This window comes from Kitasatospora sp. NBC_01302 (assembly GCF_035976515.1).
Lineage (GTDB): Bacteria > Actinomycetota > Actinomycetes > Streptomycetales > Streptomycetaceae > Kitasatospora.
Map to the genome: position 1 here is coordinate 2839969 of NZ_CP108404.1, position 13923 is coordinate 2853891.

Sequence of the window (13923 nt, forward strand, 5' to 3'; positions counted from 1 at the left end):
TGGTCCTTTCTGCGGCCGGTCGGCACCGGCCTTCGCCCGCGATCCTCGGGGGGGGAATGTTCTCGCGGTCCATTCTCGCAGCGGCTCCCAGCCCCGGGCAGGCGCCCCGGACCGATCCCCGACCAGGCCCCTGGTCCTGGTCAGGGCCGTGCACCGGGCTCAGGTCCTGACGGCGTTCTCCTCCCGCGCACGGACGAGAGCGCCCGGTACGCCGTGATGGTCTGAAGACGTGCCGGAACTCGCCGGCTGACGCACCACAGCCGGAGGACATCGTGATCCGCGCCCTGACCGGATTCTCCACCAGGAATCCGTGGAAGGTGATCGCCGTCTGGGCGGTCCTGGGAATGCTCCTGACCGTCCTGGGCCAGACCCTGATCTACCGGGTGACCCAGACCCAGACGGCCGACTTCCTGCCGAAGAGCTACGACTCGGCCGCTGCCATGCAGATCGCCCACGACCGCTTCGGAACGAAGCCGGACGCCAACCCGGTGACCATCCTGGTCGCGCGGACCGAGGGCCGGGCCCTGACTCCCGCGGACAAGGCGCAGATCGACGCCGGGGCGCAGCGGCTGAGCCGCCTCAAGGTCACCATGCCCAGGACCAAGGACGCGGCGCCCCTCCAGCAGGACTACTCGCAGATCCCCCAGGTCGGTCCGGCCATGACGGCACCTGACGGAACCTTCGAGCTGCTCTCCGCCAACCTCACCGGAAACTCCGCTGACCCTGGCCTGGCGAGCACCTTCCGGGCGTTCCGGGACAACGCCCGGGCGGAGTTCGCCGCCCAGGGCCTGCGAACCGGCTTCACCGGCGCACTCGCCGACCAGGTCGACTCCACCGACGACGGGAAGACCCTCAAGACCGTCGCCGGCGCCTGCGCCTTCGCCCTGATCGTGCTGCTCCACATCCTCGTGTTCCGCAGCGTGCTGGCCGCCCTGCTGCCGCTGATCTCGGTGACCCTGATCAGCGGCGCGGCCAGCGGCGCGGTCGTGGGCACCGCACTGCTCACCGGCATCAAGATCGACCCCTCCGTACCGGACCTGATCGCCGTGGTGCTCCTGGGCATCGGCATCGACTACTTCCTCTTCCTGATGTTCCGCTTCCGCGAGCAGCTGCGGGCCCACCCCGATCGCCACCACCGCGCCACCGCCGCCGCGGTCAGCCAGAAGGTCGGCACCGCGATCACCTCGGCCGCGCTGACCATCGTCGCCGCCTTCGCCACCCTCGGGGTCGCCAGCTTCGGCCAGTTCCGGGTGCTCGGCCCGGCCATCGCGGTCTCCGTCCTGGTCATGCTGCTGGCCAGCCTCACCCTGATGCCTGCCGTGCTCGCAGCCTGCGGACGCAAGCTCTTCTGGCCCTCCCGCGCCCTCGAGGCCGAACCCCGCGAGGGCGCCGCGGCCCGGTTCGGCGACCTGGTGACCCGCCGACCGCTGACCATGGTCCTCGCCTCGCTCGCCCTCCTGGCCGCCCTGGCCGGCGGGCTGGCCGGGATCAAGATGGACTACGGCCTGGACGGCGGCCCCCGCACCGCGTCCCAGAGCACCGCCCTCGAGATCTCCCGCGCCCTGCCCGCCGGCGTGGCCGACCCGACCAGCGTCTACGTCGAAACCAAGAACGCCGGCCCGCTCTCCCCCGGCACGCTCGACGGCCTGACCCAGCACCTCACCCGGGTCGCCGGCGTCGGCCAGGTGGCCGAGCCGGTCCTGAGCGAGGACCGGCAGGCCGCGCGGATCGACCTGTTCCTCACCGCGGACCCGCAGTCGAAGCAGGCCCGTGACCTGGTCTCCGGCCCGATCCGCGCAACCGTCGCCCAGAGCACACCCGCCGACCTGACCGCGCACGTCGGCGGCACCCCGGCGGTCTTCGCCGACGTCTCCACCGCCGTCGACCACGACCTCCGGCTGGTCTTCCCGGTCGCGGCGGTACTGATCGGCGTGATCCTGCTCCTGCTGCTGCGCAGCCTGCTGGCACCGGTGATCCTGATGCTCTCCGTCGGCCTCGGCTTCGCGGCCACCCTCGGCGCGGCCGCCCTGCTGTTCCAGCACGCGATGGACAAGCCGGGCGTCAACTTCACGCTGCCGCTGGTCCTGTTCCTGTTCGTGGTCGCGCTCGGCACCGACTACAACATCCTGATCAGCGACCGCATCCGGGAGGAGATGGAACACCCCGGGCCGCCCCGGGCCGCGGTCGCACGCGCCCTGCGGCACACCGCCCCGGCCATCGCGACGGCGGGCCTCGTCCTGGCCGGCTCCTTCGGCAGCCTCGCGGTGACCCCGCAACCCTCCACCCAGCAGATCGGCTTCGCCACCGCGCTCGGCATCCTGCTCTCCGCGTTCCTGCTGTCCATCGTGCTGGTGCCCGCCCTGGCCGCGATCCTCGGCCGCCGCCTGTGGTGGCCCCTGCGCCCCGGACGCACGACCGCCCGACCCGCCAGCCGGCACCGCACGGACGCACCGCACTCGCCGCAGTCGGCGCCCCTGTCCCAGTGGCCCGCGCCGCAGCACCAGGACACCTACTACCCCTAGAAGACAGATGCAGGTCCTGGTGTGGTCCGGGCTGCCGCCGTCAGGCGGTGGCTCGGACTTGCCACGTGGTGCCGCCGTGATGGAGTCCGAGGTTTGTCGCTGATCAAAGGGAGATCAGCAGGTCAGCGCGCATAGTGGTCGTCCCGCGAGCGCAGACCGGGAGTGGAGGGTCCCGCGCGCGACCCACCGAGGCGATCACCATGCGCTGCTCACCCAACCCCTCAGGCAACCGAGACCGAGGACGCGTCTACCGGCGCTGCGGCTGCCGCGACGACCACCACCGCCAGCTCGGCACCCGATGCCCCCACCTCGCCACCGACCCCCGTGGCCCTCCCGGTCATCTCCAAGACCCCGCGCCACCGCACCCTGTCCACCACCGCGAACATCTACGCCGAACTCACCCACCTCGCCGAGCGGGCAGCCGTCGACGCCATCGCCTGGACCCTCACCACCGCCGACCGCACAGTCCTCGGCGAACCCACCTGCCGCGCCCGGCGCCCCTGGCACCAGCACCCGCGCCCCCACCACCGCCTGGCCACCCATCAGACGCCCCAGGAAATCGAACCCACCACCGCCCGGCCGAATGGCCCGGCAACCACACCGCGACCACCAGCCGACAGAACATCAAAAAGGCCGCTCCCGCCAGAAGCGGAAACGGCCTACGACCTGCAGTTAAGCAATCCGACGGCCACTCAGCTGTCGTCGGCGGCAGCGCCCGGCGATCGCGTCGTGGATGGTGTCCGCCCACAGCGGCAGACCAGGACCAGGTCGTGGCGCAGAGCCTGGGCTGGTTCGGGAACGTGGATGGAGGCGTCGAGGAGGCCGGCTTCGGCGGGAGAACTCCCGGCAGGTGGGGCCTGGTTCATCGTCCTCCTCGTCGCTCTCGTCCCAGAGTTCGTTCTCCATCCAGCCGGCGTGCCAGAGGGGCGCGGTGAGCCTGGCGAGCAGCCGCGGGGCCGGTGGCGTGGGGTGACAGGGCGTCGGACGGTGTGCTGGTCATCGATGTCTGTTCAGTGCGGTCGTGTGTGGGGTGCTGTGCGGTTGGCTGTCACGGGGTGTCGCGGCCGGCTGCTTCGGCCTTCGCCTGAAGCTCGTGGACGATGCGCCGCCAGCGCCGCGCTCCGCCGGTGTACCAGTGCTCTTCGCCGACCGGTCGCCAGTCGGCGAGTTCGCGGAGCTGTCGGGTGATCGTATCGGTGTCGAGGCGGCCGTGGCCGGCTCGGCCGGGGTCGAGGCTCTGGGCGATGTCGTGGAGCCGGTGGGCTGCGCGGTAGTAGGACAGCTGGGTGTCAGTCAGGCGGCGAATCGCGTAGCCCTGGCACTTGCTGCACCAGTCGTAGTCGTCGTTGTCGAGCAGGTCGGCGGCGGTCAGCAGGTCGTCGTCGGCGACGACGCCGCGTTCCCTGGAGTGTGGGCAGAACGGCGAGTGGCCCTTGCCCTGGATCCGGAGGTCGGCGTTGGTCGTGTAGACCTGTACGTCGGCGAGGACGCCGAGTGGGATGCCGCTGCCACCGCCGCGCCAGCGGTCTGCGTCCGGGGCCTCGAACGGCTCGAGGTCCAGGTCCTGGGCGTGGGCCAGCAGCCCCAGCCACACCGGGTGGGGAAGGGTGCGGGATCGGCCGTGGTCGTCGTATCCGCCGTCCAGTGTCCGCAGGTCCCGCACACCGCGGGCCATAGCGAGCAGACGCAGGTTGCGTTCCGCGTCCTGGTGCTCGTACGCGAGCCAGGCTGCCCGTGTGGCTCCCTGCGCCAGGCCGAGGTCCTCGCCGAAGAGCGGGTCGTGCGCGCTGCGCGGGTACCGCGGCCAGAGGCTTTCCCGGTCTTCGGGCCTGGGGCCGACCTCGCGGGTCCATGGTTCGATCACGTCGGCGGGAAGGTCCGAGGCACCGGCGAGGAGGAAGCACTGCCATCCGCCGGCCAGGCGCTTCTCGATCACCGGCAGGGGCAGGACCTCGGTACCGCCGTCCGTCGAGAAGACGATGGACAGCTCGTCTGCGGCGGCGGTGCGCGTCGAACGCAGCAGGCGCAGATGATCCGCGGTGAGCGGCTGGCGCCCTCGGACCGGGGTGTCGTCGAAGATCCCGGGCCGGATCGGGCTCTCCGAGGGTGCGGGTGTGGTGGGGGTCGGCCTGTCCTGGTGGGCTTGGCAGTCGAGGTGGTGGGAGGGGGACAGGAGCCGGTCGGCGATGAGCCGGGGCACGCGCAGGGAGAGGGTACGGCCCGCCCAGTCGGCGTCGGTGAGGTAGGTGATCACGACGCCGGTCGTCCAGTCGTCGAGGTCGGCGAGGAAGCCGTGCTCGCGCCAGGGCGGCGCGGTGTCCTCCTTGACTTCGGGCAGCCGCACGGTCACCCACCCCAGCGCGGCGGGCTCCGCGGACGCGGCCACGTCCCGGGCCAGGTTCTCCCAGGAGGCGACGAGTTCGTCGACCGCGGCGCGGGCCTGGGCGTAGCCCTTCCGATTGGGGCGGATGCCGTGGGTGGGGCCGTAGGCGAGGTAGGTCCGCGCGCTGGGCCCCTCCCAGCCGCGTCCGGCCTCGTCCTGCCACTCACTCCAGAGCGCCTTCAGCTGTGAGCCGACTTCCCTACTGGTGCCGATCGCGCTGAACGCCTCGTCCTCACCGGGAAGTTCGGGCTCCTCCATGGCTGCCGCGGCGGCCGCCGCCATGAGCCCTTCGCGGTCGACGAACAGCGCAGCCTGGGCACACAGGGCCTCCAGGTACTGCTGCTTCACGGCGAGCTTCGGCTCCGCCCACTGCGCCAGCCAGGGGAACACGGCGACCGCGGCCTGGGCCAGGTGGAGGCTCGTGGCCGCTGCGCGCCAGGTGGACAGCACACTGTCCCGTAGACGCTTCGCCTCGTCTCGCGCCTCCCAGTCCTCCTCGTCCGGCTCCTCGTCGTCGTCCTCGCCTTCGCCACCTGCGGCGGCGGCCGGCTCGACGGGCTCAATGCGCAGCAGGTCGGCGGCGGCCTGGACCTCGTCCTGCTCCCAGCAGTCGTCGGGGTCCGGCCCCGCGTAGCTCTGCAGCTGGTACAGCAGCCCGACACCGCCGAGCGCCCGCAGGAAGATGCCAAGCCCCGTCTCCGGCCGCGCCCACGCACCCCACTGCGCGCAGCGCGAGCACATCCGGCCGATCGTGTCCGCGTTCAGCGGCACCTGGGTCGTCGTGATGTCGCGGCTGCGAAGCTGGGTGCACGTCGCCGTGGCGTGGAGCTTGGCATTCTTGCCCCTGGTCGAGTGGACGGTGACGGGCGCGCCCTCGAAGAGGCCGAGCGGGACATCGGCGGTCAGTGAGCTGTCGAGCACGTAACTCCCCTATCGGTCTCGGCTTGCGAGCCTAACCGGGGACACCGACAGGTGACTCGGAAACCATCGCGGTGGAGCACGGCGGTTGACATCTGCCCGGTGCTCACGCGAGGAAGCCTGCGCTCGACGATGGAGATCAGAGCCGCCGGTCAGGGTTCTGCTGGCAAAGGCTCTGGTCCGTCGCCGTCCGCTCCAGCAGGTGGCGCAGCCTCGGAGAGCGGACGGGCGAGGCTGGGGAACTGCAGCGTGTGGCACAGGATGGTGAACCAACCTTCGGCGGAGCCGTGGGAGACGACACCCTGACGGCCAGCCGGTCACCACCCGCTGGTACGCCGCATCAAGGCGAGTTGACCAAGCCATCGCCGCTGTTGGGCGCTGCCTGGATCAAGCGGACCCTTGTAAGCGTCGCCTCGCCGGCGCTCGTCGGCGAACTGGGACTGACACCTGGCTCGCCTGTCCGGTGGCCGCAACAGCCGTCGACGTCTCCGATACGGTCAGCCTCATGACACAGACCTTTGCCGCACCCGCAGAGGCCGCTGCGGCCATCATCGGGGACGTCCTGCAGATCCGCGAAGAAGCGCACCAGAAGGCTCATGATGCAAGCCGATTCGGAGGTGGAGTCAACTTCCAGGACATGGAGCACACGCTCAGTGCCATGCGCGAGGATGCGATTCTGCGGTGTCTGGGCCACATGCTGGGTGTCACGGACGATGCCTCCGTCGACAGCTACGTCTTGAACTGGGCCGCAGCACGCGGGATAGAGCTTGGTGAGACGTCGGTGCGCGTTCGGGAGTCACCGAATGCCAGCGAGCTCTACAAGCGGCGCGCACAAGCGCAACTGCTCGACGTGCTTCGCGGGACAGGCGAGATCGGCATGTTCAAGACCAAATTCCTGCCACTGATCGGGGAGGCGGACAAGAGCTCGTGGCGCGGAAGCAGTCCGTGGCTCGAGGAGTGGCTCCGCGACGGATCCGTGATCGCTCGGCAGCACGGTCGCAGCACCATCTACGTACACCGTGACTTCGCCGCCCCGAACGTCGCTCACGGCCTTCACCCGGTCGGGGATGCGGCGACCGACTCCAGCTGACTGCTCGTTAGGATTCCCGCCATGTCTGGTCGCCCCTCCGCCGATAGCACCCAACGCGCTCGCGCCCACCGCCTGGGCCGCCAGCTACGGGCGCTGCGAGAGTCGTACGGCTTGACCCGCCCCGAGTTGGCCTCCACAGCCGGTGTACCCCTGCGCACACTGTCCCGTTTGGAGACCGAGTGCGTGGCGCAGCCCGGACTGTTCACCGTCGCGGCCTGGCGCGAGCCCTGGAGGTGACGGTGGACGAGCTGGTGGCGGCTGCGGGTCCGGTGCCGGGCCTGTGGTCCACGGGTTACGAGGGCCGAACGATCGACTCGTTCGTTGCGGCGCTGGTCGATGCAGGTGTGGACGCGGTGGCGGATGTCCGGCTGACGCCGATCAGCCGCAAGCCCGGGTTCAGTAAGACCCGGCTGAGTGCAGCCCTGGCCGAGGCGGACATCTCCTATCTGCACCTGCGCTCCCTGGGCAATCCGAAGAACAATCGGGCGCCGTTCTGGGACGGCCGCGTCGACGAGGGCCTGGCGGCGGAACCGGCCCGCCGGGAGCTGGAGGAACTGGCCGAGCTGGCCGAGCTGGCCGAGCTGGCCGTCGAGCGTTCGGTGGCGGTGCTGTGCTTCGAGCAGGACGAGAGCCGCTGCCACCGCCAGGCCGTCCTGGCCGAACTGCACCAGCGAACCGCGCTGCCCGTCGCCGCCCTGACCTGATCCACTTCAACTCCCCTTCGAACAGGCACCCTTGCGCATTCGGCACCGCGCCCGCCCAATGGTGACAGGAGGCGGACCAGGGGGCTGCCATGTCGGCATCGGGCTGGGAACGAGCGCGCATCCTGATCACCGTCAAGACGTATCCCGACGTCTCGCACAAGTACCTGGAAACCTGCTGCGTCGCCGGCATCCGCCTGGACACCGACCAGTTGCGGCTTGTTCGGCTGTTCCCCGTCCCGCACCGGTTGCTCGACGAGGAGAAGCGATTCGGGAAGTACTCCGTCGTCGAGGGTGATCGATCGTGTCGTGGATAGTGGCGGGCAGATCAGCTTCAACCTGGCCGGAATGTCAGACCTCGTAGATGTCCTCGCAGGAAAGAACTTCGGAAGCGGCTGGACCTCGCATGAGCTGAGGTATGTCTGCGGAACACCCGAGGCACGAGCGATCACCACATTCGTCAACGGCACGGCCCCGTGCTAGACCTGGAGGAACCCGATGAACCTGGAGATCTCACCGGCACACGAGGAATCCGACAGCTGCATGGTCCTGGTGAGCCTTCCGCACGGTAACGGTCGGGTCCTGGCTAAGCTCATCGCTCGCGAGGAGCGGCCGGGTGGATTCGAATGGCTGCAGGTCTCAATGACGATCTGGTACAGGCACGTGCTTTCCGACGAGCCCTACACCGAATCGATCGAACCAGGCTCCGTCCCGACCTGGGTCCCCATCGACTCGGTGGTATTCCTGGACGGGTGCGACTACTCCAAGGTCAAGCGACTGAGTGCTGGAGAGGGACGCCCGCCAGGCGCGCCGCGGTACCCGATGCCGGGAGAGGAGTCGACGGCCTGACGATCAGCCTGTACAGGTGGCGGCGGGGTGGCGGCATCACCGGTCACCCCGCCGCTAGGCTGGTCAACGGCAGCTCGGCTGGTTCGTCTTCCTGGTCGGTTACACCATGAGCAAGGAATCGTCGCCTGCGGACGAGGCACTAGAGATCCCGCGCGCTCGACCCTCCGAGGCGATCACCATGCGCTACTCACCGACCCCCGACCGAGACCGAGGACGCGTCTACCGGCGCTGCGGCTGCCGCGACGACCACCACCGCCAGCTCGGCACCCACTGCCCCCTGTGCCATTCGGAAACTCATCGCTGCTACTCGGAGGGTCTGGCGAGCCGTCACGACCTCCTGAAACCCTGTTCGGGTGATCGTCTTACTGGTCTACAAGGTGGCGTGGAAGCTGCTCGCGCTCCCGGCAGTACTGCTGCGTCGGGACACGGCCAAGGGCGCCGAACTCCTGGTGCTGCGGCATGAGAACGCGGTGCTGCGCAGGCAACTCACCGCACCAGTGCGGTACGAGCAGGCAGACCGGCTGTGGTTCGCGGCACTGTCGTCGTTGATCCCCCGGCGCCGGTGGGCGCAGGTGTTTCCGGTGACGCCCGGGACACTGCTCGCGTGGCACCGAAGGCTGATCGCCCGGAAGTGGGACTGCAGCAAGCAGCAAGGCAGGCCCGGTAGGCCGCCGACCGCGAGCGCGGTGAAGGCGCTGGCGTTGCAGCTGGCCAACGAGAATCCGCGCTGGGGCAACCGTCGGATCCAGGGCGAACTGGTCCGCCTCGGGCATCCGATCGGCGCGACGACGGTCTGGGAGATCCTGACGGCGGCGGGCATCGATCCGGCCCCGCGCCGCGGTGGGCCGACGTGGCGCGAGTTCCTGACCGCGCAAGCCGAGGGCCTCATCGCTGCGACTTCGTGGACATCGACTTGGTCGACCTGCGCAGCGGGTACGCGCTGGTGTTCCTCGAGCACGGCACACGGCGGTTGCACGTCACCGGAGTGACCGCCCACCCGACAGCTCCCTGGGCGGTGCAACAGGCGAGAAACCCTCGCAGTCGAGCTGGACGTCCGGCTCGACTCACTGCGTTTCCTGATCCGCGACCGGGACGCGAAGTACACCGCGTCCTTCGATGCGGTCTTCGAGGCTGAGGACGTGGAGGTCATCAAGACGCCGCCTCGTGCGCCGCGAGCGAACGCCCACTGCGAACGAGCCATCGGAACGCTGCGGCGCGAGGCCCCCGACCACCTGCTGATATGGAACGAGACCCACGCGCGGCAGGTCCTCAACACCTACGCCCGGCACTACAACCGCCATCGCCCACACCAGGCTCGGGGACAGCTCCCTCCCCTCGCCCAGGAGCACCCGGTGCCAAGAGCCGGCCTGGCCGCTCACCGGCTCCTCCGCCCGCGCGTGCTCGGCGGCGTCATCAATGGGTACCGATACGCGGCCTGACCAGCAGCGACGAGTTCCCGAACGGCACAGGCTGCCGTTCCAGCGTCCGGACAACTGGGCCGTCGAGCAGGATCCCGAGGCGGTGCGTGGCTGGCTGAAGGAGACCTGGCCGGCGATCCGGGCGACGGCGAAGGCCGAGGGCGCCGAGGTGCTCGTGACACATATTGACCAGAAACTCAATTGGCTCTTGTCGAGGGTGTAGCGGACCTGGGGCCCGCCTTTCTGCGCCTGCTGTTCGGGGTCGGCCGCTCCACGATCATCGGGGCGTTCGCCAACCACGTCGGCATCCGATAGCCGAATCGGCTTTCCGGACGATCGAACTGATTGACTGTCAACTACTGATTTCGGCGCTTCACGGTGATTGGCTTGTTTGTGTAGCTGACCGACGGTCATGTGCGCGCCATGCCATTGGTATGCGCTATTCGGATGGGGGCGGTCTGACGTCGAAGGCACGCCAGCGCCGCGAGTCGGTGCGGCCGCGTTGATCGAAGAAGGCGTTCCGCCGAGGGAGGTCGCCCACAGGCTGCAGGTGACCGCGAAATCGGCCTACCAGCGGCATGCGGCCTGGCGGGAGAACGGATCGGGTGCGCTGACGTCACGGGGACCGGGTGGGCAGCGGTGCAAGCTGTCGGTGCGGTGCCAGGAGAAGCTGGCCGAGTACCTTGAGCAGGGGCCGGCCGTGCACGGCTGGGACCAGGACCAGGTGTGGACCGGAGCGCGAGTGGCAACGCTGATCGGCCGCAAGTTCCACGTGTCGTACAGCGCGGGATTGCACCACCTGGTCAGGGCGCCGATCGTGCTGGTGCGGACCGGCTGAACACCCACGTCTCCCATGTCATGCGCGACCTGATCGGCGCACGGGACTGGCTGACGGTGTTCGTGCTGCCCGCATACGCACCCGACCTGAACGCTGTCGAGTACCTGTGGGCCCACGACAAACGAAGCCTGGCGAACCTCACAAGCGTCGCCCTCGACCGACTCGAAGCCCTTGTCCGAAACCGCCTCAAGCGACTGCAGTACCGCTCCGAGATCCTTGACGGCTTCCTCGCCGGGACCGGACTCTCGCTCGACCTCCCACCCTCATCACCCTGAAGCGCCGAAGTCAGTAACTGACGAGACCACACCAACTTGGCGAGGGACCTATGGGGACATGGACGGCAATCCGTCCACTTCGAATACCCTCTGATGGCGCAGGGCCAGGATCTCCACGTCCTTCTCGCGGTCGCTCATCGGCAGCAGCCGCAGTAACGCGAACGCGTTCGTCACACCCGGGTACGCCAGTCGTAGCAGCACAGCCGATCATCATGTCGCGGAGCTCGTCGGCTCCGCCAGGGCGCCTATCCGACTGACGAGGACGGCACTTGTGCACCCTGCCTCTCATCCGGCCGGACGAGGTTCTCGGCAAGGGCAGCGTTCGCGGCGAGAGTCGACCTGCAGACCAGAGCCGTCACCGAACTGCCCGACCAGGTGTCCCTGGCCTGCTTCGACCCAGGCTGCGGCGCGGGAGAGGACGTGGTCTTCAGGCACGCGAAGGACCCGCTACGGGCTGCGGTTCCTCGCCTACGGGCCGGGGGCACCGAACCGCACGCCCGCACAGGAGTGCAGGGGCCCCATCTACTGAACCATCGGACGCATGGCGGGACATGTCACTGCATCAAGCGTCGACCAAGGATAGTAAAAGTTTTGGTAAAGTTCCCGGTCGTGCCTCTGCCGCGGCCTGGGGCGCGGCCGGCACAGGGGGTTCTCGCTGCCATGCCCTTTCAGTGCGCCGCACCGCCCGGACCTTCCGGCCCGCAACACCCAGAACGCAGGAGGCAGTCCATGGCTGACGAGATGGTTCGTCTGGCTCAGAGGTTCGTCAACACCGCCTACAACAACGGTGCCACCCTCGGCATCCCGAAGCTGGACGAGGACGGCCGCACCGGCTGGACGGTGATGTACGCACTGACCCGCGCGCTGCAGTACGAGATGGGCATCACCGCGCTCTCGAACTCCTTCGGCCCGACCACGCTGTCGACGCTCCAGGCCAAGTACCCGAAGCTGGACGAGACGACCGTACCGTCCGCGAACTTCTGCCGGATCCTCCAGGCCGCGCTGTACTGCAAGGGCTACGACGGCGGCGAGATCGACGGAACGTACAACGGCCGGGTCAAGGCCGCAGTCGCCAAGCTGAAGCTCCACATGGGGCTGGACGGGGTGCTCCCGGGCAGCGCGCTCGAACCGAAGATCGTCAAGAGCCTGCTCACCATGGATGCGTACGTCACCGTCAGCGGCGGGACCGAAGGCATCCGGGCGATTCAGCGGTGGCTGAACGGACGCTACGTCAACCGCAAGGACTTCTCCGTCGTCCCGTGCGACGGGATCCACTCCCGGGACGTCGCGCGATCCATGCTGTTCGCGGTCCAGTACGAGCTGGGTATGGCCGACGGCACCGCGAACGGGCTCTTCGGGCCCGGCACGCAGGCGGGGCTGAAGTCGCGCACCGTCACGGTCGGCGCCACCGGCGCCTGGGCGATGCTGTTCACAGCCGCGATGGTGCTCAATCGGCGGAACGTCCCGTTCGGTGACTTCACGCCCACCGTGAAGAACGCGGTCGAGGCATACCAGTCGTTCGTGAAGCTGCCGGTCACCGGCGCGGGCGACTTCCAGACCTGGGCCTCGCTGCTCGTCTCGTACGGCGACCAGAGCCGCCGCGGCACAGCCTGCGACGGCGTCACCAAGATCACCCCGGCCCGTGCTCAGGCGCTCAGGGACGCCGGCTACCAGTACATCGGGCGCTACCTGTTCAACCCATCGACCACCGACACACCGGAGAAGCAGATCCAGCCAGGCGAGCTGGCCACCATCAAGCAGTACGGGCTGCGCTGCTTCCCGATCTTCCAGACGTGGAGCCGGTCGGCCGACTACTTCAGCTACGACCAGGGCACCGGGGACGCATTCCGGGCGATCGAGTGGGCGCGCTTCCACGGCTTCAAGCCGGGCACGACCATCTACTTCGCAGTGGACTACGACGCCATGGACGGTGAGGTCAGCAAGTACGTGATCCCGCACTTCCGGGGCGTGCACCACACCGTCAGCGAGAGTTCGTCCTACCAGGTGGGCGTCTACGGACCGCGCAACGTCTGCCAGCGGGTCGCGGACGCCGGCTTCGCGCAGACCAGCTTCGTGTCGGACATGTCGAGCGGCTTCTCCGGGAACCTCGGCTACCCGCTGCCGAGCAACTGGGCGTTCGACCAGATCGTCACGACCAATGTCGGCAGCGGCGCCTCGGCGATCGAGATCGACAGCGACATCGCCTCCGGCCGCGACATCGGCCAGGGCGACTTCGACGCCGGGGGCACCGTCGCCGGGCTCGACCGCGACCTCGACAAGACCGCGTACCGCGACGCGGCACTCCGTGACGTGCAGGCATACCTCAGCTCGATCGGCGTACCCGAAACCGGTGGCGACGGCTGGACGGACAAGGACTGGGCCACTCTCGGAGGCGTGTCCACCACGAAGGCGTTCGACCTGGTGCTCAGCGCGGACTGGCTGTTCACCGCGCTCGCCCGCGAGTTCAAGCTGCGGAAGGCCCTGATCCAAGCCCCGGTGCTGTGGGAGCTGCGCAAGCTGAACCCGCTCGACTGGGTTGCCGACACCGCTGTCCGCAACGGACTCAAGGACGACTGCAGCACCGGATGGGGCCAGACCTTCGCCCGGATCGCGATCGAGGCGCGCAACCACTGCCTCCAGGAGGGCCTCATCAACGGAGCTCGGCTGACCGAGGCCAACCTGCGCGAGGTGTGGGACAACCTCCAGGATCCGACCTACAACATCCGCGCGGTCACCCACCTGACGATCTACAACTCCCGCCAGCTCGGTATCGCCCGCCCCGGCCTGGCCACGAGCCAAGCGGACACCCAGGCGCTGCTCGCCCGGTACAACGGTCTCGGCGACGCGGCGCAGCAGTACGGTCGGGAGCTGATCGGACTGTACAACGTGCTGGAGAACTACAACCTGCTGTCGCGCACCAAGTGACAGC

9 protein-coding genes and 2 pseudogenes are annotated in these 13923 nt (G+C 68.9%); 10 read left to right on the forward strand and 1 reads right to left on the reverse strand.

Annotation, left to right across the window (positions count from 1 at the left end; genetic code table 11):
• Positions 1–272 precede the first annotated feature (272 nt).
• Entirely contained in the window at positions 273–2522 is a 2250-nt protein-coding gene (locus OG294_RS11775) for an MMPL family transporter (RefSeq protein ID WP_327066431.1), read from the forward strand.
• Between the two features lie 1048 nt (positions 2523–3570).
• Here OG294_RS11775 and OG294_RS11780 read toward each other — a convergent pair.
• Positions 3571–5826 carry a hypothetical protein gene (locus OG294_RS11780; protein WP_327066432.1) on the reverse strand — a complete coding sequence of 752 codons (2256 nt, stop codon included), beginning with the start codon at positions 5824–5826 and terminating at the stop codon, positions 3571–3573.
• A 502-nt stretch (positions 5827–6328) separates the two neighbouring features.
• On the opposite strand from OG294_RS11780, the gene OG294_RS11785 reads away from it, so the two are divergent.
• The 9 genes and pseudogenes from OG294_RS11785 (at position 6329) to OG294_RS11825 (ending at position 13919) form a co-directional block, all read left to right on the forward strand.
• Entirely contained in the window at positions 6329–6913 is a 585-nt protein-coding gene (locus OG294_RS11785) for a hypothetical protein (RefSeq protein WP_327066433.1), read from the forward strand.
• 21 nt (positions 6914–6934) lie between these two features.
• On the forward strand, positions 6935–7150 hold the full coding sequence (locus OG294_RS11790; protein WP_327066434.1) for a helix-turn-helix transcriptional regulator: 216 nt from the start codon (positions 6935–6937) through the stop codon (positions 7148–7150).
• Between the two features lie 2 nt (positions 7151–7152).
• Positions 7153–7617, forward strand: coding sequence for a DUF488 domain-containing protein (locus OG294_RS11795; RefSeq protein WP_327066435.1), 465 nt, complete (start codon positions 7153–7155; stop codon positions 7615–7617).
• A gap of 89 nt (positions 7618–7706) precedes the next feature.
• Positions 7707–7931 (forward strand): hypothetical protein, encoded by a 225-nt coding sequence (locus OG294_RS11800; protein ID WP_327066436.1) that lies wholly within the window; start codon positions 7707–7709, stop codon positions 7929–7931.
• Positions 7932–8112: 181 nt separating this feature from the next.
• The gene (locus OG294_RS11805) at positions 8113–8463 is read left to right on the forward strand and encodes a hypothetical protein (RefSeq protein WP_327066437.1); all 351 of its coding nucleotides are present in this window, start codon (positions 8113–8115) and stop codon (positions 8461–8463) included.
• A 353-nt stretch (positions 8464–8816) separates the two neighbouring features.
• A pseudogene (locus OG294_RS11810) lies at positions 8817–9902 on the forward strand (integrase core domain-containing protein).
• Positions 9880–10104 carry a hypothetical protein gene (locus tag OG294_RS11815; protein WP_327066438.1) on the forward strand — a complete coding sequence of 75 codons (225 nt, stop codon included), beginning with the start codon at positions 9880–9882 and terminating at the stop codon, positions 10102–10104. The pseudogene OG294_RS11810 and the gene OG294_RS11815 overlap by 23 nt, the downstream one beginning before the upstream one ends.
• Positions 10105–10315: 211 nt before the next feature.
• Positions 10316–10994: pseudogene (locus tag OG294_RS41090) on the forward strand (transposase).
• A 729-nt stretch (positions 10995–11723) separates the two neighbouring features.
• Entirely contained in the window at positions 11724–13919 is a 2196-nt protein-coding gene (locus OG294_RS11825; RefSeq protein ID WP_327066439.1) for a glycoside hydrolase domain-containing protein, read from the forward strand.
• Positions 13920–13923 lie beyond the last annotated feature (4 nt).